The 26,635-nt window shown below is 37.9% G+C and carries 21 protein-coding genes and 1 tRNA gene; 10 read left to right on the forward strand and 12 right to left on the reverse strand.

Features of this window, described 5'->3' with window-relative positions; genetic code table 11:
• Window positions 1–177 precede the first annotated feature (177 nt).
• The 3 genes from rpsA to aroA all read right to left on the reverse strand — a co-directional run bounded on the left by rpsA (window position 178) and on the right by aroA (window position 3,983).
• Window positions 178–1,878 carry a 30S ribosomal protein S1 gene (gene rpsA, locus ACFIJQ_RS00395; protein ID WP_026500132.1) on the reverse strand — a complete coding sequence of 567 codons (1,701 nt, stop codon included), beginning with the start codon at window positions 1,876–1,878 and terminating at the stop codon, window positions 178–180.
• A 132-nt stretch (window positions 1,879–2,010) separates the two neighbouring features.
• Entirely contained in the window at window positions 2,011–2,658 is a 648-nt protein-coding gene (cmk, locus tag ACFIJQ_RS00400) for a (d)CMP kinase (RefSeq protein ID WP_273787492.1), read from the reverse strand.
• Window positions 2,655–3,983, reverse strand: a complete 1,329-nt coding sequence (aroA, locus tag ACFIJQ_RS00405; protein ID WP_273787493.1) for a 3-phosphoshikimate 1-carboxyvinyltransferase — start codon at window positions 3,981–3,983, stop codon at window positions 2,655–2,657. The genes cmk and aroA overlap by 4 nt, the downstream gene beginning before the upstream one ends.
• Window positions 3,984–4,170: 187 nt before the next feature.
• Between aroA and ACFIJQ_RS00410 the strand changes: the two genes are divergently transcribed.
• Window positions 4,171–4,551 carry a TIGR02300 family protein gene (locus ACFIJQ_RS00410; protein WP_012754501.1) on the forward strand — a complete coding sequence of 127 codons (381 nt, stop codon included), beginning with the start codon at window positions 4,171–4,173 and terminating at the stop codon, window positions 4,549–4,551.
• 117 nt (window positions 4,552–4,668) lie between these two features.
• A tRNA-Ala gene (locus tag ACFIJQ_RS00415) sits at window positions 4,669–4,744 on the forward strand.
• Window positions 4,745–5,943: 1,199 nt separating this feature from the next.
• On the opposite strand, the gene ACFIJQ_RS00420 is transcribed toward ACFIJQ_RS00415, so the two are convergent.
• Window positions 5,944–6,528: a membrane protein gene (locus tag ACFIJQ_RS00420; RefSeq protein ID WP_012754500.1), complete on the reverse strand. Its 585-nt coding sequence runs from the start codon at window positions 6,526–6,528 to the stop codon at window positions 5,944–5,946.
• A 111-nt stretch (window positions 6,529–6,639) separates the two neighbouring features.
• Window positions 6,640–7,821, reverse strand: a complete 1,182-nt coding sequence (locus ACFIJQ_RS00425) for a DNA recombination protein RmuC (protein WP_026500134.1) — start codon at window positions 7,819–7,821, stop codon at window positions 6,640–6,642.
• 90 nt (window positions 7,822–7,911) lie between these two features.
• Between ACFIJQ_RS00425 and def the strand changes: the two genes are divergently transcribed.
• Genes def through truA form a run of 3 tightly spaced genes read left to right on the forward strand, consistent with a single transcriptional unit; the run spans window position 7,912 to window position 10,122 of the window.
• Window positions 7,912–8,448, forward strand: a complete 537-nt coding sequence (gene def, locus ACFIJQ_RS00430; protein WP_273787494.1) for a peptide deformylase — start codon at window positions 7,912–7,914, stop codon at window positions 8,446–8,448.
• Complete coding sequence (gene fmt / locus ACFIJQ_RS00435; RefSeq protein WP_273787495.1) at window positions 8,448–9,377, forward strand: methionyl-tRNA formyltransferase; 930 nt, start codon at window positions 8,448–8,450, stop codon at window positions 9,375–9,377. Before def ends, fmt begins: the two co-directional genes overlap by 1 nt.
• Before the next feature lies 1 nt (window position 9,378).
• Window positions 9,379–10,122, forward strand: a complete 744-nt coding sequence (gene truA, locus ACFIJQ_RS00440; RefSeq protein WP_273787496.1) for a tRNA pseudouridine(38-40) synthase TruA — start codon at window positions 9,379–9,381, stop codon at window positions 10,120–10,122.
• 32 nt (window positions 10,123–10,154) lie between these two features.
• Here truA and ACFIJQ_RS00445 read toward each other — a convergent pair whose 3' ends face one another.
• On the reverse strand, window positions 10,155–11,018 hold the full coding sequence (locus ACFIJQ_RS00445) for an LOG family protein (RefSeq protein WP_375627974.1): 864 nt from the start codon (window positions 11,016–11,018) through the stop codon (window positions 10,155–10,157).
• A gap of 106 nt (window positions 11,019–11,124) precedes the next feature.
• Here ACFIJQ_RS00445 and dapD point away from each other — a divergent pair, with 106 nt between their 5' ends.
• Together dapD and ACFIJQ_RS00455 are read left to right on the forward strand one after the other, a co-directional pair.
• Complete coding sequence (gene dapD / locus ACFIJQ_RS00450; protein WP_375627976.1) at window positions 11,125–11,973, forward strand: 2,3,4,5-tetrahydropyridine-2,6-dicarboxylate N-succinyltransferase; 849 nt, start codon at window positions 11,125–11,127, stop codon at window positions 11,971–11,973.
• A gap of 262 nt (window positions 11,974–12,235) precedes the next feature.
• Entirely contained in the window at window positions 12,236–12,382 is a 147-nt protein-coding gene (locus ACFIJQ_RS00455; protein ID WP_375627978.1) for a hypothetical protein, read from the forward strand.
• Window positions 12,383–12,457: 75 nt separating this feature from the next.
• Here the strand turns inward: ACFIJQ_RS00455 and lepA are convergent, their stop codons facing one another.
• From lepA to dnaK, 5 genes are all read right to left on the reverse strand, one after another.
• On the reverse strand, window positions 12,458–14,263 hold the full coding sequence (lepA, locus tag ACFIJQ_RS00460) for a translation elongation factor 4 (RefSeq protein ID WP_375628132.1): 1,806 nt from the start codon (window positions 14,261–14,263) through the stop codon (window positions 12,458–12,460).
• A 1,453-nt stretch (window positions 14,264–15,716) separates the two neighbouring features.
• The gene (locus ACFIJQ_RS00465) at window positions 15,717–16,631 is read right to left on the reverse strand and encodes a DMT family transporter (protein WP_273787500.1); all 915 of its coding nucleotides are present in this window, start codon (window positions 16,629–16,631) and stop codon (window positions 15,717–15,719) included.
• A gap of 32 nt (window positions 16,632–16,663) precedes the next feature.
• Complete coding sequence (argB, locus tag ACFIJQ_RS00470; RefSeq protein WP_012754491.1) at window positions 16,664–17,569, reverse strand: acetylglutamate kinase; 906 nt, start codon at window positions 17,567–17,569, stop codon at window positions 16,664–16,666.
• A gap of 839 nt (window positions 17,570–18,408) precedes the next feature.
• Window positions 18,409–19,551 (reverse strand): molecular chaperone DnaJ, encoded by a 1,143-nt coding sequence (gene dnaJ, locus ACFIJQ_RS00475; protein WP_012754490.1) that lies wholly within the window; start codon window positions 19,549–19,551, stop codon window positions 18,409–18,411.
• Window positions 19,552–19,708: 157 nt separating this feature from the next.
• Complete coding sequence (gene dnaK / locus ACFIJQ_RS00480) at window positions 19,709–21,601, reverse strand: molecular chaperone DnaK (RefSeq protein ID WP_273722421.1); 1,893 nt, start codon at window positions 21,599–21,601, stop codon at window positions 19,709–19,711.
• A 967-nt stretch (window positions 21,602–22,568) separates the two neighbouring features.
• On the opposite strand from dnaK, the gene ACFIJQ_RS00485 reads away from it, so the two are divergent.
• Complete coding sequence (locus ACFIJQ_RS00485) at window positions 22,569–23,123, forward strand: copper chaperone PCu(A)C (protein ID WP_273787502.1); 555 nt, start codon at window positions 22,569–22,571, stop codon at window positions 23,121–23,123.
• Between the two features lie 108 nt (window positions 23,124–23,231).
• On the opposite strand, the gene lysM is transcribed toward ACFIJQ_RS00485, so the two are convergent.
• On the reverse strand, window positions 23,232–23,687 hold the full coding sequence (lysM, locus tag ACFIJQ_RS00490; protein ID WP_012754487.1) for a peptidoglycan-binding protein LysM: 456 nt from the start codon (window positions 23,685–23,687) through the stop codon (window positions 23,232–23,234).
• A gap of 386 nt (window positions 23,688–24,073) precedes the next feature.
• Here lysM and ACFIJQ_RS00495 point away from each other — a divergent pair, with 386 nt between their 5' ends.
• Window positions 24,074–24,796 (forward strand): response regulator transcription factor, encoded by a 723-nt coding sequence (locus ACFIJQ_RS00495; protein ID WP_005774392.1) that lies wholly within the window; start codon window positions 24,074–24,076, stop codon window positions 24,794–24,796.
• Window positions 24,797–24,835: 39 nt separating this feature from the next.
• Window positions 24,836–26,620: a stimulus-sensing domain-containing protein gene (locus ACFIJQ_RS00500; protein WP_375627983.1), complete on the forward strand. Its 1,785-nt coding sequence runs from the start codon at window positions 24,836–24,838 to the stop codon at window positions 26,618–26,620.
• Window positions 26,621–26,635: the final 15 nt, after the last annotated feature.

Consider the following 26,635-nt stretch of genomic DNA (forward strand, 5'->3'; position numbering starts at 1 on the left):
TTTATCTGAATAGTGAACCGTTGATAGACAAAAAAACAAACTTTTTGTTTTTAGTTGCAAGCAGTTATAATTTTTTACGCAATAATTAGAAAATAAGCAGACAATTTTTTTAGAAAATAAAAAGGTCACCCTAAAATGAGTGACCTTAATAACACCGTAAGCTTTAATGATTGATGATTAATCTTGTTCTTGTTTTTTTAAAGCAGCACCAAGAATATCACCAAGAGAAGCACCCGAGTCTGTAGAACCATATTGTGCAACAGCTTCTTTTTCCTCTGCAATTTCTAAAGCTTTAATCGATACTGAAATTTTACGTGTTTTTTTATCAAATGCTGTGATGCGAGCATCAACCTTTTGTCCAATTGCGAAACGCTCAGGACGTTGCTCATCACGATCACGCGCGAGATCAGCACGCCGAATGGTTGTCTCAAGGTTGTGGTCAATCAACTTCACACCAATGTCATTGTCGTTAACAGCAATCACTTCGCATGTTACAACAGCACCTTTTCGCAATTCGCCAGAAGCAGCTGCTTCTCCAACTTTATCGCTGGAAAGCTGCTTAATTCCAAGAGAAATGCGCTCTTTTTCAATGTCAACATCAAGGACCACAGCTTTAACGATATCGCCTTTATTGTAAGTATCAATGACTTGTTCACCAGGACGGTTCCAATCAAGATCAGATAAATGGACCATACCATCAACATCGCCTTCAAGCCCAATAAACAGACCAAATTCTGTTTTATTTTTAACCTCTCCTTCAATTTGTGAATTGACAGGAAATTTATTGGCAAAAGCTTCCCATGGATTTTCAAATGTTTGCTTTAAGCCAAGAGAAATACGCCGTTTAGAAGGATCAATCTCAAGAACAACTACTTCTACTTCTTGTGATGTAGACAGAATTTTTCCAGGATGAACATTTTTCTTCGTCCAGCTCATTTCAGAAACATGGATCAACCCTTCGATTCCTGGCTCAATTTCAACAAAACCACCGTAATCAGTAATGTTGGTGACAGCACCTGTAATTTTTTTACCAATCGGATACCGAACACTGATGCTTTCCCAAGGATCACTTTCAAGCTGTTTCATTCCAAGAGAAATACGGTGCGTATCCTGATTGATGCGAATAATTTGAACTTTAATCGTTTGACCAATTGTGAGAACTTCAGATGGGTGGTTAACACGCCGCCATGCCATATCTGTAACGTGCAAGAGACCATCAATCCCACCAAGATCAACAAAGGCACCGTAATCTGTGATATTTTTCACCACACCTTCAACGATTTGGTTTTCTTCAAGATTTTGTACAATTTCTGAACGTTGCTCGGCGCGACTTTCTTCTAAAACAGTACGACGTGAAACCACAATATTACCACGACGACGATCCATCTTCAAAATTTCAAAGGATTGAGAATTGTGCATGAGAGGTGAAACATCACGAATGGGACGAATATCAACTTGGCTGCGCGGCAAGAAAGCAACAGCACCATCAAGATCGACTGTAAAACCACCTTTTACTTGGCTAAAGATCACTCCATCAACGCGTGCACCAGCATTGAATTTTTCCTCCAAACGGACCCAACTTTCTTCGCGCCGTGCCTTTTCACGTGATAAAACAGCTTCACCCATCGCATTTTCAATGCGTTCAATGTAAACCTCAACTTCATCGCCAACTTGCAAAGAACCGTCTTTTGCTTTAGCTCCAAATTCTTTGAGAGGAATACGTCCTTCGACTTTAAGACCAGCATCAATAATGGCCATGTCTTTTTCGATTGCAATAACACGACCTTTAACAACAGATCCTTCATTAAGATCATTGGTTTGAAAAGATTCTGTTAAAAGGGCTTCAAAATCCGCTGTTGTGGGATTGTATTGTGACATAAGAACTCCTAATATATACCTTGTGTTATAAGGTATGAGCGCTAGGTTAGTGTTAACATAAGCAACCCCCTGCCTTTTTCCTTGAATAAAGGAAAAAAAGTTAGCGCTAGGCTGGAAGTCACCTTAACGAATTTATCCAATTATATGCATTTTTATGATTGGATCAATAAAACTACATGCAATTTCAAATGTTGCTTCTATACTCAATTCTGACGTATCAAGCAAGTGGGTGTTTTTTGCTGGTTTTAGTGGACTTTGTTTGCGCGTTATATCGCGACTGTCGCGCTGTTCAAGTTGAGTTAGGATTTCATGATAATTTGCTTGAACACCCTTTTTTAAAATCTCCTGATAGCGACGTTTGGCGCGCGTTTGAACATTGGCTAAAACATAAAACTTGATATCGGCATCAGGACAAACAATAGTTCCGATATCACGTCCATCAAGCACACAGCCAGGCAAAACTTTAGCAAAGTTGCGTTGTTTTTCGACAAGAATTTTGCGTACAGCAGGATTAATCGCTATTTTTGAAGCCGCTTCACCAAGTTCATGAGAAGAAAGAAGGGCAGGATTTAAGGTATTAAAATCAAGTTCTTTAGCATAAATAATAGCATTTTTTTCATCATTAAGAGCTAAATTTTGTTGTAAAAGCGTATGAGCAACACTACGATAAGTAAGACCAGTATCAAGATGGCGAAGACGATAATGTGCAGCAATTTTGCGTGCTAAGGTTCCTTTGCCTGAGGCTGCAGGCCCATCAATGGCAATAACAAAAGGCTTCAAGCGATTTTCCCCCCAAGTTGTTTTATAAAAGGAATAAATTCTGGAAAACTCGTAGCGATCATTCGTTTATCATCAATGGTAACAGGTTTTTCTGATACAAGCCCAAAAACGAGAAAACACATAGCAATTCGATGATCAAGATGTGTGGAGACATGTCCACCACCCAAACCTTTGGCAGAACCTTTCCCATAAACAATAAGAAAATCTTGACCTTCTTCACAGTCTACGCAATTAATTTCGAGTCCTTGAGCAACAGCAGACAGTCGATCTGATTCTTTTACACGCAACTCTTCAATTCCTAACATCACTGTTTTACCTTCTGCAAAGGCTGCTGCTACTGCCAAAGCAGGATATTCATCAATCATCGATGGAGCACGTTCTTTGGGCACCGTAACGCCTCTAAGAACCGATGATTTTATCCGTAGATCAGCAACATCCTCTCCACCTGTTTGACGTCGGTTCAAAAATTCAATTTGAGCACCCATTTCCCACAATGTTTCGATAAGCCCTATTCGAGAATTATTTATCAAAACATTTTCAATGGTGATATCAGAGTCTTCTACAAGAAGGGCTGCGATAATTAGAAAAGCAGCAGAAGAAGGATCACCCGGAATATGAATCGTTTGCCCAATAAGATGGGGTTGACCGTTAAGATGAATCAAACGCGCACCTTCATTATCTTTTTCTATTTCAAGTTGTGCACCGAATGCTTTTAACATTTTTTCCGTATGATCTCGTGTCAGAACTGGTTCAATAACAGTTGTAATGCCGGCGGTATTGAGTCCAGCAAGCAAGACTGCTGATTTAATTTGGGAGGAAGCTATTGGAACACGGTAACGAATCGGATTAGCCATTTTCGGACCATAAAGTGTTAAAGGAAGGTGATCATCATGCGTTGCTTCAATTTCAACCCCCATGAGACGCAGCGGATCAAGAATACGTCCCATTGGACGTTTAGAGAGAGAAGCATCACCAATAAAGGTTGTTTTCATATGATATGGCCCAACCATTCCCATAACCAAACGAGCACCCGTTCCAGCGTTTCCAAAGTCCAAAGGTTTTTGTGCAGCTAAAAGGCAACCATTCCCTGTTCCTCGTATGGTCCAGAAGTCATCTTTTTTAATAATACAGGCACCCATAGCTTGCATAGCAGAAGCTGTATTGAGTACATCAGCGCTTTCAAGTAATCCATGAATATGTGTCTCACCACTTGCTAATCCTCCCAATATAAGAGAGCGATGAGAGATTGATTTATCTCCTGGTATTTTAATTTTTCCAGAGAGACTACTTGATTTATAGGTGGTTATAGGGATTGCTTTTTGCATGGAAATTCTATTTAATTCTATCTAACTTTTATGAAATTGTGCATCCTTTAGCACATGCTTTAAAAGACGTCATGAAAAAATCACTGTGGAACAGTGTATTTATCTTTGACAAAGGTATTATTTTTCGATTAAGCACCATAAAATTTATCTTTTAATGGAATAATAGTTAATCAAAGAGGCACGGTTTATGGCAAAACAAGAACTTGGAACTAAACGTGTTGATCCAGAAACAGGAAAAAAATTTTACGATCTAAATCGCGATCCTATTGTGTCGCCCTATACAGGAATTTCTTATCCGCGTTCTTACTTTGAAGTTGCAGCAGCTGAAGCAAACAATGAGGAAGACGTTGATGCTGAAGAGCTTGATACAGCACTTGAAAAATCTGCTTTTATGCTTCTTGAAGAGGATGATGAGGATTCTAAAGATGACGATCTTCCTGATTTAGAAGATAGTGATGTAGATCTCGGTGATGACGATGATACATTTTTATCTCATGATGATGACGATGAAGATGATGACGTTACTGATATTCTCGGAGGCGGTGTTTCTAATGATGACGATGCTTAAGAGAAGTAAAAGAGGATATCTTTTCCGTTGAATGTAAATTCTTCTTGATCTTCAATTTTGATCGTTCTAGAAAAGCTGAAATTGTATACTTTCCTTTTGGGAAAAATTGTTTTTATAGGGGCTATAGCTCAGCTGGGAGAGCGCTTGCATGGCATGCAAGAGGTCAGCGGTTCGATCCCGCTTAGCTCCACCAAAAGGACCAGCTATTCTATCAAGGGGATTAATTATAATATCAATTATAATAGGGAACGTGTGCATCAATTTAAAAGTTTTATGTGTTATTTAATCATCATTCCAATAGCGCCTGTTCCTTGCATTTTTATGATATTATAACACATTTTTAATCATTGATTGGATTATAAAATTTTACTGTCGTAACCGTGAAAGTAGATAATTTTTATGCTTTGCACAGAAACGGAAAATGAGCTGTTTAACTTACGCCTTGTTTTAAAGAACAAAATTTGAATTCTCTTTATCACAATATTTCCACAAAATCATAATATGTTGGTTATCGACATCTTTTTAAAAGGTACGAAGTATCTAAACGAAGATGAGAGAATAAAATATTAAAATATACTTCTCAATTATTGCGAATCAGAACTTTTTTCGAGTATTTTTAGCCTGATCAGATGTCCTGCCAATTAAAAAATTGCCCACCTTGGGTAGCATCTACCTGCTCAATACTAAGGTATATTCACGCTTAAATAACATATTGAATCAATTAATTTTGTTTCCTTGCCCGTCACAAGCAAGGTTGAGTTGTAAAAGCAAAGTGGCGCCATCATTATATGTGCTAATTCTCAATGTTGCCGATAATTCTTACTTTTGAGAATGTTCATAAAAAACATTTTTAGTCTTTTCTTTCACAGTTTTTATCCACATGCCAATTACGCTTGTTATGTGCAAGCCAATTGTTTTTATTGATTTAACCTCAAGAGATCTGAAATGATAAAACCCTACGCCATTCGAGATTCTTACTTTAATATGATGCTCGAATTGCATTTTTTTGATTGCTATTTTATACGTTAACAAAGAAAATATTCATGTAATAACCAGCCAGTAATACGCATAATGAAAATAAAAAATGATATTAAACTTTAAAATTTTTCTTTAATAATCTCTGATATTTAAACCTGTGCGAAATGCCTGAGCCAAATAGGATATAGTTTCCATTGTAAATTTTTTAAACAAAGAAGGTAAAAATATCGAGAGTACAGTCAAATATATTGAGCATTGCAAAAGCTTTCTGTCTCTTGGGTTTATTCTAAAAAATAACAATTTATTTCATTTAACAATCAGAAAAACGATACAACCTTATTACGCCATAAGAAATTTGGCTCTCAAATAATTTTACCGCAACAATTCCCTAATTGAGATTTTCAAAAATCTTCCCTAACGCCATCCACATCTCTTTAATTGCTGTTCATAGAGCCTCGATATCCTTGCCATGCGCTGTGCTGCCTGTGAAAGTGCAGCAGTGACACGCCCGCCACGCGCATAAGCACCATGTCCCATATGATAATTTAAATAAAGGCTATATGCATCATCAAATCTCACCCCATTGCGTTGAACACTTTGACGATGATACCAAGCAATAAAATCAGCAGAATCTGCAAAATTCGTACGCCATGCAAAAGATCTGCCCGTAGAGCGAAGATACATTGCCCATGTACTGTCAAGCGCTTGAGAATAACCATAGGCTGTCGATTGACGCTTCCATGGAATAAAACCAAGTAGTTTTTTACGTGGAGGACGTGCATTGTGACGAAAGCTCGATTCCATATTAATGGTTGCAAGAATAATAGGCATAGGAATCCCATAGCGCATTTCTGCACGTTTAGAAGCCTTACCCCAATTGTCAAAAAAACCATTTTTTTGTGCCAAAATAGCACAAGCATTGTTTGTGTGTGTGGGAGTGGTCGTTGCACACCCATCTAGCAGAAACACCAGTGCCCCTAAAAACAAAAGGTGTCGCATCTTCCTATTCCTCTCGTTTAAGAAATAAAACAAGATAGAGATACTAAAAAAGTATTACCAATCAATAAAGAACGTGATCTGACTTGTGATATTTAAGAAGCTTGCTTTGCTTTATTCCTCGTCAGCAAAACGCAATGTTTGCGACTGAGCCAATGTTGTCATTTTTGTTGGTTCAGAATGATTCTCTTTTAATTCGACAGTTTCAATGCGATTTGCCCGTTTCATAATTTTGGAGGATGATATCAAAATTCCCTCTATATCTTCACCTGCTTTGTGAAAATGCTTCTGTAACGCACGAACACGTATATCCATTCGTCCAAAATCTTCCATCAATTTTGCTACTTCTGATTGAATTAAATGCGCTTGTTCACGCATCCGTGCATCTTTCATAATGGTTTGTACTACTTGGACAGAGAGCATCAACAAAGATGGTGAAACAATAATCACATGGGCTCTATTGGATTTTTGTACCAATGCCTCAAAGTCCTCATAAATTGTTGCAAAAATCGATTCAGATGGCACAAAAAGGAAAGCAGTGTCATGAGTTTCTCCGGGAATCAAATATTTTTGTGCAATATCACGAATATGGACTTCCATATCGGTACGAAATTGGCGTTCTGCCTCTTGACGCTCTTGCGCTGATTCTGCCTTACGCATAGCATTCCAAGCCTCCAGAGGGAATTTAGCATCAACAACAAGAGAAGGGGCTTTATTGGGCATATGAATGAGACAATCTGGGCGCTTTCCATTGGAAAGAACAGCCTGAAAAGCATAAGCATTTGTTGGTAAGGCATCGGCAATAATTGCTTCCATCCGCCCCTGACCGAAAGTACCACGTGTCTGCTTATTACTTAAAATGGACTGCAACTGAACAACTTGTCCCGTAAGCGATTGAATATTATTTTGTGCCGCATCAATCACTGCTAAACGCTCTTGCAAACGATTCAAATTTTCATAAGTGGATTTGGTCTGTACCTGAAGTGTTTGGCCTAAGCTTGTTGTCATCCCATTGAGTTGCTCACTGAGTGATTTATTTAATTCAGCCTGCCGTTGACCAAAAATTTCCGCCATCGTTTGCATTCTCCCTTGCATTTCAGCTTGTGTTTTCAGCAAGGTAGCCATCTGCATTTGTGCCTCACGTGCGCGTTCAGCAATTTCATTTTCCAAAAATGCTTTTTTTCGATGAGAATGTATCAACATAAAAAATGCCAAACAGACAAATATAAATAAAAGCAAAAGCATTAGTTTAGAAAAAAACTCACCAGCGAGTATGGAAAAAAACGAATCAAACATAAATTATAATATAACGCTCTTATTGTAAAAAAACGCAAGAATCCGTTATTCAATATTGACCAATAACAAACCATTGATTAATCTCTACTTATGCCAATGAGATCTTTAGTTACTTTACCTGATCCGATTTTACGGGAAGTGTCCAAACCCGTTGATCAGGTCGATTCAGCTCTACAAAAACTTGCGGATGATATGTTGGAAACCATGTATAATGCTAAGGGCGTTGGTCTTGCTGCTATTCAAATTGGTATACCGCTACGTATGTTGGTTATAGATGTCTCTGGAAATTCTGAAGATGAGCAGAAAAAACCATTTGTTATTATCAACCCTGAAATTTTATGGCTTTCAGATGAGCGTAATATTTATAAAGAGGGTTGTCTTTCTATTCCTGACTATTTTGCAGAGGTTGAACGTCCTAAACGCCTTTGTGTTCGCTATCAGAACCGTGAAGGAAAACAAACAGAAATTGAAGCAGACGATCTCTTGGCAACTTGCTTGCAGCATGAAATTGATCATTTAGATGGGCGCCTTTTTATTGATTACATTTCAAAGATCAAACGCGATATGGTGATACGAAAATTTAAAAAACGCGCAAAAGAAAAAAACATGCAGGAAGCAGTTTTGTAATGGCTTTACGATTAAGTTTTATGGGGACACCAGATTTTTCTGTTCCTATTTTACGTGCTTTATTGGATGCAGGTCATGATGTTGTTGCTGTTTATAGTCAACCCCCTCGCCCAGCAGGACGTCGAGGACTTAAATTAATCCCCTCACCTGTTCACAATGTAGCAAAAGAGAAATCTATTCCCATCTTCACGCCACAAACACTCAAAACAATCGAACAACAGGAGCAATTTGCAGCACTTTCTGTTGATGTTGCTATTGTGGTAGCTTACGGACTCCTTTTACCCAAAGCTATTCTCGAAACGCCGCGTTTTGGTTGTTTTAATGCCCACGCTTCACTCTTACCACGTTGGCGTGGTGCTGCGCCTATTCAACGAGCAATTATGGCTGGTGATAAAGAAACAGGTATTATGATCATGAAAATGGATGAAGGACTTGATACGGGACCTATCGCTCTTTCTCGCTCCATCCCCATTACTGATAACACCACCACTGCTGAGCTTTTAAACAAACTTTCACATATTGGCGCAGAACTTATGGTAGAAACCCTATCAACTCTTGAAAAAGGACAACTTAAACTGACCCCACAATCAGAGGAAGGCATCACCTATGCTGCCAAAATCAAAAAGGAAGAGACCCGCATTGATTGGACAAAACCTGCAGAGTTTATTCATAGGCATATCCGTGCGCTCTCTTCTTCTCCTGGCTGCTGGTGCAATATGAATATTGGGGGACGAGAAGAACGTGTAAAAATTCTTGATAGTCGCTTAACAACAGGTCCTTCTCTTGAAATTGGACGAATAGAACCAGATTCTTTGATTGTCCATTGTGGACAAGGGCGGATAGAAATAACCTCTCTCCAAAGATCGGGTGGTAAAGTCCTTGATAGCGCAACCTTTTTGCGAGGTGCTCATATTTCTGCTGTTTTTTAAGATGCCACGTTTTAAACTCACTCTTGAATATGATGGTTCAAATTATGCTGGTTGGCAGCGTCAAGCAAAGCTTCACACTGTACAAGGAGCTCTTGAACAGGTACTCTTTTCCTTTAGTGGACAACAATTGACCATAACAACAGCAGGAAGAACCGATGCGGGCGTACACGCTACGGGACAGGTTGCGCATGTTGATTTCATAAAAAACTGGCATCCCCATACTGTACGTGATGCGCTCAATGCTCTTTTACGTAAACAGGGAGAAGCGATTTCAATCTTAAACGTACAAAATGTCCCTGATGACTTTGATGCACGATTTTCCGCTGTAAAACGTCATTATCTTTTTAAAATTCTTAATCGTCGCTCTCCACCAGCCTTAAATGCCAAACGCGTGTGGTGGTTGCCAAAGCCTCTTAATGCTGAAGCCATGCATGAAGCTGCTCAAAAGCTTGTAGGAAAACATGATTTTACCACTTTCCGTTCAGCACATTGCCAAGCCAAAAGCCCTATTCGCACCCTTGACCGTTTGGATGTTCAAAGAGAAGGAGATGAGATTTTCCTTTATGCGCAAGCGCGTTCTTTTCTTCATCATCAAATCCGTTCATTCGCAGGAAGCCTCATGGAAGTGGGTATTGGACGTTGGACAGCTCAAGATCTCGAAGCAGCTCTTCATGCTAAAGATCGTAAACATTGTGGTGTTGTTGCTCCTCCTTCAGGACTTTATTTAACTAAAGTAGAGTATTAATTATCCTTCAAGAGTGAACGTCTTAAAAGTCGTCAAGGCAGTTCATAAAAAGAACGAATTTCTTCAAAAGCTTCTGCTGCTGTATTGACAAATTTCACAAAATTAACATCAGTAGGAGAAATTGTACCTTGTTCAGACAGATACTCAAAATTGATAGTATTGCTCCAAAATTCTTTGCCAAACAATAAAATTGGTACCTGTTTCATACGCCCCGTCTGTACTAAAGTTAACGTCTCAAACAATTCATCCAGAGTCCCAAATCCTCCAGGGAAGATAGCTAATGCTTTCGCTCGTACTAAAAAATGCATTTTGCGCATCCCCAAATAATGAAAATTGAAACACAAATGCGGCGACACATACGAATTAGGTTCCTGCTCATGTGGTAAAATAATATTCAAACCAATCGTTGGGGCACCAACATCACAAGCACCACGATTTCCCGCCTCCATAATTCCTGGTCCGCCTCCCGTAACAACCACAAATTCACGATATTCTGTCGTAGCAGAATAAAGTGAGCACAAACGCGCAAATTCTCTCGCTTCATCGTAATAATGTGACATAGCACGCAAATTTTTCTTTTGTATTTCATTTTTTGCAGCCCACGCTGCTTGCCCAGATTCAGGGATACGCGCACCACCAAACAAAACAACTGTTGATTGAATATCATATTCTTTAAGGGTTATTTCCGGCTTTAAAAATTCAAGACCAATACGTTGTGAGCGCAACTCTGGACGCATCATAAAATCTTGATCGATATAGGCTAAGCGATAAGTAGACGAACGCATTTGTGCTGAATTAGAGATTTTATGTATTTGTTGTAGAGCATCCTTCGTATGGAGAAGTGGTGTCCAATTTTCTTGCTCTCCTTTTATTTTTTCTTTACAGCCTTTTTTCATACACCTGTCCTACTTCCTCATCGTTTTATTGACTGAACACATTTCTTCGCGTAGTTCATAGAGAATAAATCTTGAAGCTTTCAACTTGTTTAACGGAACTCTCGTCATGACCCATCTCACACAACTTGAAATGATTATTCAACAAGCTTTTGACGATCGCGATTCTATCGATACTACCACAAAAGGCGAAATCCGTGAGAGTATCGAACATACATTGAACCTTCTTGATAAAGGTGAAATCCGTGTTGCAGAACGACAAAAAAATGGACAATGGCATGTTCATCAATGGTTGAAAAAAGCGGTTTTGCTCTCTTTTCGGCTTAATCCTATGCAAATTATCACTGGTGGAATCAATGGAACACATTGGTGGGATAAAGTTCCTTCAAAATTCTCTGGTTGGCAAGAGGCAGATTTTAAAAGTGCTAATTTCCGTTCCGTTCCTGGAGCCATTGTACGTCATTCTGCTTACATTGCACCCAACGTTATATTGATGCCATCCTTTGTTAATCTTGGTGCTTTTGTCGATGAGGGTACAATGGTTGATACATGGACCACTGTTGGTTCTTGTGCACAAATTGGTAAACATGTCCACCTTTCTGGCGGTGTTGGTATTGGAGGTGTTTTGGAACCACTGCAAGCAAACCCAACAATCATTGAAGATCATTGCTTTATCGGTGCTCGTTCTGAAATTGTTGAAGGCTGTATTATCCGTGAAGGTGCTGTTTTGGGAATGGGAGTCTTTATTGGAAAATCTACAAAGATTATTGATCGTACAACAGGTGAAATTTTTATCGGTGAGGTACCAGCCTATTCAGTGGTTGTGCCAGGTTCTTTCCCTGGAAAACCTTTACCAAATGGTGAAGCAGGACCAAGCCTTTATTGTGCCGTTATTGTAAAACGCGTTGATCAAAAAACACGAGAAAAAACATCCATTAATGATCTTTTACGTTCTTAGACACAAGATAATTCATAATAATATTTCATCGTTTTTTTACTTGAATAATAACCTCGAATACAAGAATTCTCTCATTTCAAATCCTTTCATAGTGAATCAATCACTATCATTTCCTTGCACGTTCCAAACGCAGTTGGTGTGTGGGTAAGAGACACTTTAAGAAAAGAGTAAAAATATTTTTAATGAAAATTCTCTCAAGTGATAAGGACTGTCATAATATTTTGAGCTGAAAAAGAGAATGATAGGTGCACTTTGCATCTTTATGACGCGTAAAGACGGTAATGCCAAATGGATTTTATATCATTCACAGTGTATGTTACTTTATATTTTTCACAGCCCCTATTGTGAAATGGAATTTGATGCATTGAGTGATGATTCACTAAAACAAGCACAGCGCAATTCTATTTAAAAGTGTTCTTTAAGCACCTGAACCAATCAACAAAAGCAAAAGCGCAATCAATGAGAGACAATACTCCTTTTTTCATTATTTGTTCATTTTGAGCGCTTGAATAAATGCCGATTGTGGAATTTCTACTTTTCCAAATTGGCGCATCCGCTTTTTGCCTTCTTTTTGCTTTTCCAAAAGTTTGCGCTTACGCGTGACATCACCCCCGTAACATTTTGCTGTTACATCTTTACGCAAAGCACGAATTGTTTCGCGCGCTATAACTTTACCACCAATAGCCGCTTGAACTGGAATCTGAAACATATGCTGGGGAATAAGATCTTTCAGTTTTTCACACATGGAACGCCCGCGCTTTTCTGCAATCGTGCGGTGCACAAGCATAGACAATGCATCTATAGACTCTCCATTTACCAAAATAGACATTTTAACTAAATCCCCTTCTGCATAATCTGCCATCTGATAATCAAAAGAAGCATAACCCTTTGAGATTGATTTTAGCCGATCATAAAAATCAAAAACAACTTCATTCAGTGGTAAATCATACGTTACCATAGCACGGGTTCCAACATAGGACAAACCAGCCTGTATCCCCCGCCGCTCTTGGCATAGTTCTAAAATTGACCCAAGATAATTATCAGGAGTCATGATTGCCGCCCGAATCCATGGTTCTTCAATTGAAGAAATTTTAACCACATCAGGCATATCCGCTGGATTGTGTAACTCTTTAACAGAACCATCATTCATATTCATGCGATAAACAACCGAAGGTGCTGTCGCGATTAAATCCAAATTAAACTCACGCTCTAATCGCTCTTGAATAATTTCAAGATGAAGAAGTCCCAAAAAGCCACAGCGAAAACCAAATCCTAAAGCCGCGGATGTTTCCATTTCAAAAGAAAAACTCGCATCATTTAAGCGTAATTTGCCCATGGCTGCACGCAAATCATCAAAATCGGCAGCATCAATTGGAAAAAGACCACAAAATACAACTGGTTGCGCCGGCTTAAAACCAGGCAAAGCATTTTCACAAGGACGGCGCTCTTCAGTAATCGTATCCCCAACCCGTGTATCTGCTACTTCTTTGATAGAGGCAGTGATAAAACCAATCTCGCCTGGTCCTAACTCATCAACCTGTACCATTTTAGGTGTAAACACCCCAACGCGCTCAACTGGATATTTTGCTCCCGTACCCATCATACGAATGGTTTGGCCTTTTTTTAAAATACCATCTATCACTCGTACCAAAACAATGACACCAAGATATGCATCATACCAGCTATCAACCAACATTGCTTTCAAGGGATTTGCAACATCGCCTGTATGTGGAGGTGGTAATTGTGTAACAATTGCCTCCAAAACATCAGGAACACCCAAACCTGTTTTTGCTGATATTTCTACTGCTTGAGATGTATCAATGCCTATCACATCTTCAATTTGTTCTTTAACACGCTCAGGTTCTGCTGCTGGAAGATCAACTTTATTGAGTACAACAACCAACTCATGGGAATTATCAATGGCTTGATAAACATTTGCTAACGTCTGCGCCTCTACACCTTGGCTTGCATCCACCACCAACAGAGAACCTTCACAAGCTGCCAATGAACGCGAAACCTCATAAGCAAAATCCACATGACCAGGTGTATCCATAAGATTTAAAATATAGGTTTCACCATTCTTTGCCTTATAGTGTAAACGTACCGTTTGTGCTTTAATAGTAATTCCACGTTCACGCTCAATATCCATGGAATCGAGTACTTGTTCTTTCATCTCACGTGTATCAAGCCCACCTGTTATTTGAATCAAACGATCAGCTAAAGTGGATTTGCCGTGATCAATATGCGCCACGATGGAAAAATTACGAATATAATTACGATCTATTGTCATATAAGGCGATTTAGCAAAGAATAATACAAAACGCAAAGACCAATTATGCTCCGGCTTCTATCAAAAGAATATAAATCTAAAAAGCTTCTCAAAACACAACTTTTCATAACCTAAAAAATGAGGCTTTTATTTGCTAAATTAAATCCAACGGTGCTAAAATGATACTTTCGCATCTTATTTTATGACTCATATGCTGGATAAACCGATACCATCACACATTTTGCCAGTCTCCAATGTTGCAACAATCCTTTACACTTGAAAAAGTTTATAAGAGATATGCCTTTCTTGTACAGTTTTTACCCACATGGACTACCTGCTTGTAACGTGTCAGCAAGTAGACTTGGATTGATTTAATATGAAAACGATTTGAAGTGAGAAAATTTTACGGTATTCAGGGTTCTAATTCAATGTGAATAATTCTATATTATAATTATAAATCAATGTGTTATAATATTTATATGATGGGCGTATATATCACTTAAGCTTGCAATAAAATTCGCAAGAAATGCTTTTTTATTTATACGCAATAACCTGCTTTTTTTAGCAATCTTATATAAAATAACATGAATATCGAGGGAGTTTCTTCTCAATTTTTAAAACTTTAGAAATATGCTCTATTGAGTGATGTTTTTATGTACCTTTTATACAACTCCTTCCTCCATCCATTAAAGATAAAAAACACCAATCCTCTTCGATTCATTGGATAATGCATTGATTTATAATGATCGTTTATTGTTTTTCAATTTAAATTAAAACTCTGAATATCGCGAGCCTTTCTCATTTTAAATCTTTTCATAGTGAATCAATCAAATTTTTTGCTTCCCCATTATAAAACAGGGCTAGTATATGGATAAAAACGTTTAAGAAATGAGTAAACATGCCTCTCTCTCTTTCAAATGCGAAAGGCTGTCGTAATATTGAGAACTGACAAAGAAAATGCTAGTGCCTTTTATTTAAGTAAAACGATGATGCTCTGTGGTTTTTCGATACTTCACGCGGACCGTCAATGAATATGATGTATATTAAGAAAATTGTCTTTTTAAAAAACGCGTTAATATACAACATTATGGGAGGCTGCTTTAGGCGTTCTATTTTACGTGAAAAGCGTGATCCCATGAAATAACAAAAGGAATAACATGCAACGGTGCGTAATTTTTATTATTCAAAAAAATTACCATGGATGTTTTTGAAAATTGTAAAGCTAAATTTAACAATAACAGTAAAGATGAGAGTTGTTTTTTGTCTTTACCACTTCATGCTTTGACTCAATGAAGGTTGACTTCTCGTTTCAGAGGTTAAGAAGACAGATAAATATTATTGCTCCAATTTACTATACAAAAGCTGGAATAGCTTATAAAGCCTCCTTTATCTCCATATTAAAAAAAGCCTCAAAAATGAAAACTTTGCAAGCAAAAATCTCATGTAATAAAATCATAATAGTAAAGGTGCATAGCTAATCAATTTTTTCAATTGCTTTGTTTTTTTTACGCCATTGTGAAGGTTGTAATTCAGCCACAATGATCCCAATCAGAATAAGCAAGCCACCTAATAATGCTAACGGGGATAAATGCTCTCCAGCCAAACGCCCAACAATACCAGCCCATACCGGTTCACCTGCGTAAATGAGTGTTGCACGTGTAGGGGAAATAGACTTTTGTGCCCAATTCATAGCCAATTGAATGATGGCACTCATTAATGCCAATCCGATGCCAATACTAAACCATACCCACGAAAATTCAGGAATGCTTTCACCCATTAAAGGCATACAAGAAAATGAAAAAAAACCACTAAAAAATAACTGAATAATGGTCACACGCCGACTATCAACCTTATTGGCAAAAATTCCGATGAGTATGACTTCTCCAGCAATCGCTAAAGCGCCTAACAAAGTCAAAATTTCGCCTTTTGAAAAATCAAAATTCCCCGGCTTTTGTCCTGAAACAAGAACAAGCCCAATAAAAGCGAAAACAATACCAACCCAACAAGCAAAACGGGGAGGTTTTTTAAAAACAATCCATTGCAAGATTGGAACCATCGGTACATAAAGCGCTGTAATAAAAGCCGACTGACTACTAATAATCGTTTGAAGTCCAGCTGCTTGAAAAGCATAACCTAAAAACATGGCTAAACCAATCGCCATCCCAGCGAAAACTTCATAAACCGTTATACCTTTTATAGAGCGCCAAAAAATTGCTCCACATATAAGAGATGCAACAATAAAACGAAATCCAACAAAAAACAGGGGACCACTATAGCGTACCGCAATATGAATGACTAAAAATGTAATACCCCACAATATTGTTGCAACAAATATTGCTAATTCTGGCTTACTTAATAAAGGATATTTAAGCTGTTTTATATTTGTCATGAAAGGCTTTCTCCTCCAATTTTCCGCACAATTTATGAAACAATAAGCGTTCCAACTCCCTGTTCGGTAAACAGTTCTAGTAAAACAGAATGAGGAGTTTTACCATTTAAAATGACAACACCTTCCACACCATTTTGAAGGGCTTTTATACAAGTCTCTACTTTTGGAATCATGCCTCCTGAAATTGTTCCATTTTTGATAAGTTTCTCTGCTTCAGAAACTGTCAATTCTTTTAAAAGTTGGCCCTGTTTATCCAAAACACCAGGAACATCAGTGAGAAATAAAAGGCGTTTAGCCTCTAATGCACCAGCAATAGCCCCAGCAAAAATATCAGCATTAATATTATAGGTTTTTCCATCGCGTCCTGGAGCCACAGGAGCAAGAACTGGTATCATTTCAGAACATGCTAAAAGATCCAGCAATGTGCGATCAACTTCAATAGGCTCACCAACAAATCCCAAATCTAAAACACGTTCAATATTCGAATCAGGATCAATGACAGTTTTATAAGCCTTTTCGGCAAAAACCATATTGCCGTCCTTGCCACATAATCCTATTGCCCATTCACCCTCTGCATTGATGAGAGCGACAATTTCTTTGTTTATGGAACCGGCCAAAACCATTTCAACGACTTCAACGATCCGCTCGTCGGTTACCCGTAAACCGTTTTCAAATCGTGATTCAATCCCCATTTTCATCAAAATTTCAGCAATTTGAGGTCCTCCACCATGAACAACAACAGGGTTAATCCCCGATTGCTTTAATAGAGCAATATCACGCGCGAATGCTCGCCCCAAGGCAGGATCACCCATAGCATGACCGCCATATTTTACCACAACCGTTTCATTTTCGTATTTTTGCATATATGGTAAAGCAGACGATAGAAATGCTGCTTGTTTTTCTAAAACATCTACAGCACCGTTTTTAGCATCATCCATTAATAGAGCCTCCTCATCACTTTTTACCATCTCTTAGTGGAATTTAGGAAAAGTAATAACGAAATGAAACAAGAAAACAACTTCCTCAAAAAATTGACAGCGAAAAATTAAACAAAACAGGCGTACAAAACGTTATTATTTTATGATTTTATGTATAAAATTGAAAAGCAAAGTTCTAAAAAAATTTTAAAGTTATGCCGTACATTCGACTCGTTAGTTTACGCTTATGGATACTTAACAATGAATAAGAATATATACAACCATTGATTTTGTAAGGTAAAAACAAAATTTTCTTATAATAATAAAATTAACAGATCACCGATAAAAAGTAGATTGACTTAACACTGTAACCTTATCCAAGAAATTTTTAAGACTATCAAAAATGCCAAAAATAAAATTGGTTATGAGGAATTGATCTTTTATTTCAAAAAGATGGATTGTCTAATAGCTTATTTAGCTACTTCTTGGTGGGCTACTACCCTATTTGACAGTTTTAGTACAGGGCTTTTAAAAAGGCATTTTGAGTAAAACAATAAATACAAAAAATGCTGAATGCATAAAGGCAGTTATCATGACACTGGAAATTAGTCACTCAATTGCGTTCTTCTTGTATGGATAAGCCCTTTTTAAAATATCATAGATACTCAAAAATAAGACTTATCCATAAAACTCGTGAAATGTAAAAAACTATCAGCGGCAGGCACTTACCCTAAATTAATCGTTTCTCTCTTTTCTTTTCAAGAAAAAATGCTTTTCACAGATGATTAAGACTATAGAAAGCTTAATTAAAATAACCTTCCAAAAGTTTTTTCTAATCTATTCTGAGAACATTCACATATTTAACCAGAAATATTTTCAAAAAATTCTTTCATACGTGAAAAAAAGCCATGTGATTGCGGTGAGTTCTCATGATTTGAAAGTTTTTCAAATTTTTGCAATAGTTCACGTTGCTCTTGCGTTAATTTCTGTGGTGTCTCAATCGTGATATGGATGTAAAGGTCACCCCTTGCTTGCTGCCGACGCAACATGGGCATACCCTTTCCCTTAAGGCGGAACTGACGTCCATTTTGTGTCCCTTCTGGGATCTTAACACGCGCTTTAACACCATCAAGATCGGAAACTTCAAACTCTCCTCCTAAAGCAGCTGTTACCATTGAAATGGGAACGCGACAGTGAAGATCTGCTCCTTCTCGCTGAAAAAATTCATGCGGTTTCACGGAAAGAAAAATATAAAGATCACCATTGGGGCCACCACGAATACCAGCATCACCCTCACCAGAAAGGCGAATACGTGTTCCATCTTCAATACCAGCTGGAACATTCACGCTCAATGAACGTTTTTTCTCTATGCGTCGTGTCCCCTGACATTTTGGGCATGGATCTGTAATAGTTTCACCACGTCCATGACATGAAGGACATGTTCGCTCAATAGAAAAGAAACCTTGTGCAGCACGCACACGACCAGATCCATGACATGTTCCACAAACTTGCGGCTTAGAACCCTTTCTCGCTCCTGATCCTTCACAAACATCGCACGTAACGGAACTGGGAATAGTAATTTCTGCAGTTTTTCCTGAAAATACCTCTTCTAAGGTTATTTCCATATTATAACTCAGATCTGCACCACGTTCGCGACCATCACCACGCTTACGGTGCGCACCTCCCATAATTTCGCCAAAAAAATCTTCAAAAATATCAGCAAAGCCACCACCAGCAGCAAAACCTCCAAAGGGATTTGCTCCTCCTTGACTACCGCTATTTTCAAAGGCCGCATGACCAAATCGATCATAAGCAGCACGCTTTTGGGGATCTTTAAGGACTTCGTAGGCTTCGCCAATTTCTTTGAATTTTCGCTCTGCCTCTTTATCCCCGGCGTTGCGATCAGGATGATATTGCATTGCCAACTTACGAAAAGCAGATTTCAACTTTTTATCATCACATTCACGAGTCACGCCAAGAATTTCATAATAGTCAACCTTCATCATGTATTCCTGATAATTTCTCTGTCATCCATCTTTATGGATAAGATTGCTTTTAATTTATATTTTTAGCAACAAAGTTGCAACTCACTCAAATAATAAAGCCCAGCCTTATATTTCAAAGGCCGGGTTTATAAATTAATCAACACATATGCTGACACTATTTCTTCTTATCATTAACTTCTTCAAAATCAGCATCAACAACATCATCATTCTTTGCTTCTGTTTCAGTGTCAGCACTCGCTGCTTGTGAAGCTTCATACATAGCCTGTCCAAGCTTCATACTGACTTCAGCTAATTTTTGCATCTTTGTTGTTACTTCTTCAGTATCACTGCCTTCAAGCGCAGATTTCAAATCAGATATTGCTGTTTCAATCTGTCCTTTTTCTTCAGCTGATACTTTATCGCCATATTCATTGAGTGACTTTTCAGTTGAATGAATAAGAGCTTCCGCTTGATTCCTAGCCTCAACACCTTCACGGCGTTTTTTATCCTCAGCTGCATGCTCTTCCGCGTCCTGTACCATTTTTTCAATATCAGCATCACTTAAACCACCTGATGCCTGAATACGAATTTGATGCTCTTTACCAGTTCCCTTATCTTTGGCAGAAACATTAACAATACCATTCGCATCAATATCAAAAGTAACTTCAATTTGAGGTATACCACGTGGTGCTGGAGGAATACCAACAAGATCAAATTGAGCCAATAACTTATTATCGCTCGCCATTTCCCGTTCACCTTGGAAAACACGAATAGTTACAGCACTCTGGTTATCATCAGCTGTTGAAAAAACTTGAGATTTTTTCGTTGGGATAGTGGTATTGCGCTCAATGAGACGTGTAAAAACACCACCCAAGGTTTCGATCCCCAAGGATAAAGGTGTTACATCTAGAAGCAACACGTCTTTGACATCGCCTTGCAATACACCCCCTTGAATGGCAGCACCCATTGCAACAACTTCATCAGGATTAACGCCTTTGTGTGGATCCTTACCAAAGAAGCTTTGCACGACTTGCTGAATCTTGGGCATACGTGTCATACCACCCACTAAAACAACTTCGTCAATCTCACCGGCCTTTAATCCAGCATCTTTTAACGCAGCTTTACAAGGCTCGATGGTGCGCTGCACTAAATCGTCAACCAGAGATTCAAATTTTGCCCGAGTCAATTTCATTGTTAAGTGCTTGGGACCTGATTGATCTGCCGTGATAAATGGTAAATTGATTTCTGTTTGCTGTGACGAAGAAAGCTCTATTTTTGCTTTTTCTGCCGCTTCTTTTAAGCGCTGTAAAGCTAATTTATCATTTTTCAGATCAATTCCTTGCTCTTTTTTGAATTCATCTGCAAAATAACCAACCAAGCGCATGTCAAAGTCTTCACCCCCTAAAAACGTATCTCCATTGGTTGATTTAACTTCAAAAACGCCATCTCCAATTTCAAGTACTGAAATATCAAATGTACCACCACCAAGGTCGTAAACAGCAATTGTTTTTCCGTCTTTTTTATCCAAACCGTAAGCTAAAGCAGCAGCAGTCGGCTCATTGATAATCCGTAAAACTTCAAGTCCAGCAATTTTACCCGCATCTTTAGTCGCTTGACGTTGCGCATCATTAAAATAAGCAGGAACAGTAATAACCGCTTGTTCAACTTTTTCACCCAGATAAGATTCAGCTGTTTCCTTCATCTTTTGCAAAATCATAGCTGAAATTTGCGATGGAGAATATTTCTTACCCGCTTCTTCAACCCATGCATCACCATTGTCACCTTTAACAATTTTATAAGGCACAAGTGCTTTATCTTTTTCAACCATAGGATCATCAAAACGACGCCCTATCAAACGTTTAACTGCAAAAACTGTCCCTTCGGGATTTGTTACCGCCTGCCGTTTAGCAGGCTGTCCAACAAGCCGTTCTCCCCCATCAGTAAAGGCAACAACGGAAGGTGTTGTTCGTGCTCCTTCTGAGTTCTCGATAACCTTTGCGTTTTTGCCATCCATAACAGCCACACAAGAGTTCGTTGTCCCCAAATCAATACCAATTACTTTTGCCATATTATAATCTCCATTCAGCAAGCTACCTCAACCTTCATAAAGCATCTTTTTAAGACAGCTCCTCATAACACTCAAAGCCCATACATTGCTTCAAGCAACATAAAATAATAAAAAATTGCAAGTCGCAATAAGCCTTGCTGCCTCGTATATAAGAACAGGCTTTTATTGCTACAAGAGAATAATGAGAGAAACATCTCCAAAATAAAAAATTTATTTTAAAATAGGCGCTCTAATGACCCATAAATACCATATTTATGAGAAACTTGAGATCATAATATATTTTTCTTGCAATTCTCAATAAATATATCTTTCTATAAAAATTAAAAAAACAAAAGAGTGATTGCACTCTCGCTCTTGATCTTCTCATCATTAATAAAATGATACTCACGTAAAAGCTTTTTAAAAGGCGAATAATTTATATCACGAATATTATAAATTTTCCTTGGACTAAAATAGTCATCATATCTAATGCTCATATCAGTAGAGGTATTATCTATCGATCTCCTTTTAAAAATTCTCCTTTTAACGGTCTCATTGTTTACTGCTATTTGAAAGATGTGTTTTAAACTCACCTAAAGCATTTTTTCTTAACTGTATAATTTTGAACTTGAAAATATATTAAAAAGCCTCTGTATAAATGCTTTAAAATACCAAGAGCTGTCGTAATATTAAAATTGGTAAAGTGGTTGATGATTGCTCTGTGTTATATCTTTATTAAATAAAATAGTAGTGCATCATAGATTTTATACCATTTACAAACACTATTATGAGATGAACACGGAAGCGTTAAGAGGTGTGTTGTCATTGTAAACCTTATTATCTTCCTTTAAAATCCAAGAATTCTATGATTTTTATTCTCATATTCAAATCAATTTCATTTTAGCATTTCTTTCTTTTATTTTAAATAAAAGCTCTGCTAAAATAAAAAGTTATTCAAAGTGTGAATCTTATGAAGGAGGGTAAATCAATGATGACATCTATTATTAAGAAAATAACAAATCTTATCTTTAAGAATATAATACATACACAATATTCATACAAAAAGGTTATCATAAATATCGTGTGTGCTCTTCTTTTTGCTAGTGTAACCCTGCCAGCAGGTGCTCAGCAATATAAACTTGGCGACATAGAAATTCTCAATCCTTGGACACGCGAAACACCTAGAGGTATAAGAGTTGGTAGCGGTTATCTCTACATTATTAATCACAGCAATACCCCAGACCGTTTGGTTTCTATTTCCACAAACGGAGTAAAAACAACAGAGATACACTCTATGGCTGTCGTTAATGATATTATGAAAATGGAAAAAATGCACAATGGCATTGAAATTCCGGGAAATGGCGAAATCACGCTTAAGCCTGGCGGTGATCATATTATGTTTATGGGGCTTTCACAACCATTCAAGTTAGGTGATAAAATTAGCGCAAAATTGACATTTGAGAAAGCAGGAACGATTGATGTTGATTTCTCTGTAAACGCTATGAAAGCACCATCACCTTCTAAATCCTCTCCTAGCCACTAAGCTCCTTTTTTATAATACACACTCTTAAAATGAAGAAGCGTGAAATTTTTGCACGCTTCTTCATTTTTTGTTTAATGCTATCAGCAAAAATTTCTCCCCTTTGATGAATTAACTATGATCAATTTCAGGAATACGTAAAACTTGTCCAGGATAAATTTTATCGGGAGATTTTAGCATTGGCTTATTGGCTTCAAAAATAAACGTGTTTTTATTACCTTGCCCTTTTCCATAAACCTCTTCAGCAATTTTCCAAAGATTATCACCAGATTTAACCTCATAAAAGCGAGAAGGTTTTCTAGGCGTTGTATCTATAACCTTTAATTGATCAACATCTACAGAAGAGATACCTTGTGAATTGCCAACAACCAGCAGTGCTTTTTCAAGTGTTTCCCTGTCTGGAACTTCACCGCTTAAAATAGCTTTACCGTCTTCAACTTGAATATTTACTTTTTCTGTACCAAGTTGAAAATGATCAAATGCTGTCTTAAAATCTTTTTCTTTTGGTTCATGGTCCCCAATACCTAACTTTTCCCCTACAGTTTTAATAAAATTAAAAAATCCCATTACAACCTCCTTTCGTGTAGCAGAAACAAATTTTTGTGCATATATTGCCACATTCTTTTCTTTGCTCTTAAAACACATAGGCAGATTTTCTAAACTTCAACAATCAAAACTATACCTGTTCAATTATGGGACAAATACAATAATAAACTTTGTAATAAACCTTGATAAAAAAAGCCTTTATGAAAATTTTCTCTCAAACGAAGGGATCTTAATAGACGTAGAAACATTATAAATTATGAAAGCAAAACAAGATTTTACAGTAATGACAAAAGGTTTTTTACTTTGCTACAATTTGTATCATATTTGTTTTGCAAAAAAAATATGAACTCCCATATAAATAAGTGTGGGTAATTTGCTACCACAGCAATAGAAAGGTCTAAGAAACCATGAAAGATACACCAACAATCACACAAACGATTGTACTTGTTGATGATGATCGCAATATTTTGACATCTTTATCTTTTGCGCTTGAGACAGAAGGATATCGGGTTGAAAGCTATACAGATGGGGCATCTGCACTCAAAGGCCTCACACTTCACCCTCCACACTTAGCTATTTTTGATATTAAAATGCCCCGAATGGATGGGATGGAACTCTTGCGTCGTTTACGTCAAAAATCTGATCTTCCAGTTATTTTTCTTACCTCTAAAGATGATGAAATTGATGAATTATTTGGTCTCAAAATGGGAGCTGATGATTTTATTACTAAACCTTTCTCCCAACGTCTTCTCATTGAACGCGTGAAAGCTATTTTGCGCCGTTCTAATGCACGTAACCAACCACTTTCTACAGGAACTTCTTCCACCTCTTCTCTCAAACGTGGAGATCTTGTGATGGATCAAGAACGCCACACCTGTACATGGAAAGATAAACCTGTTATTTTAACCGTTACGGAGTTTTTGATTCTGCAAACCTTAGCACAAAGACCAGGAGTTGTAAAAAGTCGTGATGCTTTAATGGATGCTGCCTATAGTGATCAAGTATACGTAGATGATCGCACCATTGATAGTCACATTAAACGTCTGCGTAAAAAGTTTAAACAAGTGGATGATGATTTTGCAATGATTGAAACACTTTATGGTGTAGGTTATCGTTTCCACGAGGTATAAAACTACTTTGTCGCAAAAATTTGAACGGCAATCAAATCGATGACAGACAATTCTCAACTGGAAACTTTACAAAAAACAACTGTTAATGGTACATCCTCAACGCCATTTCTTATGTTTGCCCGTTTGCATCTCCGAACACAACGTCTCTTTAGACAATTGCTTTTTTCCAGCCTCACACGTCGCATTGTTATATTAAACATTGCTGCCCTTGCCATTTTAGTTACAGGCATTTTATACCTTAACCAATTTCGCGATGGTTTAATTGAAGCAAAAATTAAAAGTTTATGTACCCAAGGAAAAATTATTGCTGGGGCTATTGCTGCTTCTGCAACAGTAGATACAAATTCTATCCTCATTGATCCCCAAAAACTCTTAGAGTTACAAACTGGTGAAAGCGTTACACCCGCCCCTCAATCAACCGATTCTTGGGATTTCCCTATTAACCCTGAGCAAGTTGCCCCTCTTTTACGACGTCTCATCACACCTAAAACGACAAGAGCACGTATCTATGATCGTGATGCTACTCTCCTTCTTGATTCGCGCGTTCTTTATTCTAGTGGAGAAGTTTTCAGTTATGATTTACCCCCACTTAAAACAGAACAAAGCATGTGGGATCGCCTTACTTCATGGTATTCAAGTACATTTTATGGCAAAGGTATTGCTCTTGACAGAGAACAAACAAAAACCAGTGGTATTGCTTATCCAGAAGTGTACCGCGCATTAAACGGATCTCTTGCTACGGCTAAAAGACGCAATAGACAAGGTCAATTAATTGTTTCTGTTGCCGTTCCTGTTCAACGCTATCGCGCAGTGGTTGGAGCTCTTCTTCTTTCAACTACTGGTTCTGATATTGATAACATTGTAAAAGGTGAAAGGCTGGTTATCTTTAAAGTTTTTGCCGTTGTAGGCAGCGTACTTTTGGTTCTTTCTCTCTTTTTGGCCCATACGATTGCCCATCCATTAAGTAAATTATCTGCCTCGGCTAATCGAGTGCGTAATGGCAATAATCAGCGTGTAGAAATTCCTGATTTTTCAATGCGTGAAGATGAAATTGGTCACCTTTCGACCTCTATTCGTGATATGACTAATGCCCTTTATATGCGTATTGAAGCCATTGAACGCTTTGCTGCTGATGTAAGCCACGAATTAAAAAATCCTCTCACCTCCCTACGCAGTGCTGTTGAAACGCTCCCCCTAGCTAAAAATGAAGAAGCACAAGAGAAGTTGCTTGAAATTATTCAACATGATGTGCGCCGTCTTGATCGGTTGATTACAGATATTTCTGATGCATCGCGGCTCGATGCAGAGCTTGCACGAGAAACCGCAGAGATTGTTGATATGACACCGCTTTTGGAAAGTCTTGTTCATGCTGTTCAGGAAGTGTATCGTAATACGCAAACCATTGATATAAGCCTTAATATTGTCCCACGTCCTCATGGAAAAGCCTATCTTGTATTGGGACATGAACTCCGTTTAGGGCAAGTGATTTCAAACCTTCTTGAAAATGCACGTTCTTTTATTCCTCGGAATCGTGGCAAAATTTGCATTACTATGAAAAGTCATGCTTCAACCCTTATTTTAACCATTGAAGATAATGGCCCAGGTATTCGTTCAGAAAATATTGAACGCATTTTTGAGCGTTTTTATACAGATCGACCAAACGAAGATGCTTTTGGACAAAACTCTGGTCTTGGCCTTTCTATTAGTCGGCAAATCATCGAGGCTCATAATGGGACAATTACAGCCGAAAATATTATTGATCCTACACTTGGAAAGTGTAAAACTGGTGCACGTTTTATTATTATGCTTCCCCTCGCTAAATAAATCTTTTATCCAAAG

Source organism: Bartonella sp. TT67HLJMS (assembly GCF_042193375.1).
GTDB lineage: Bacteria > Pseudomonadota > Alphaproteobacteria > Rhizobiales > Rhizobiaceae > Bartonella > Bartonella grahamii.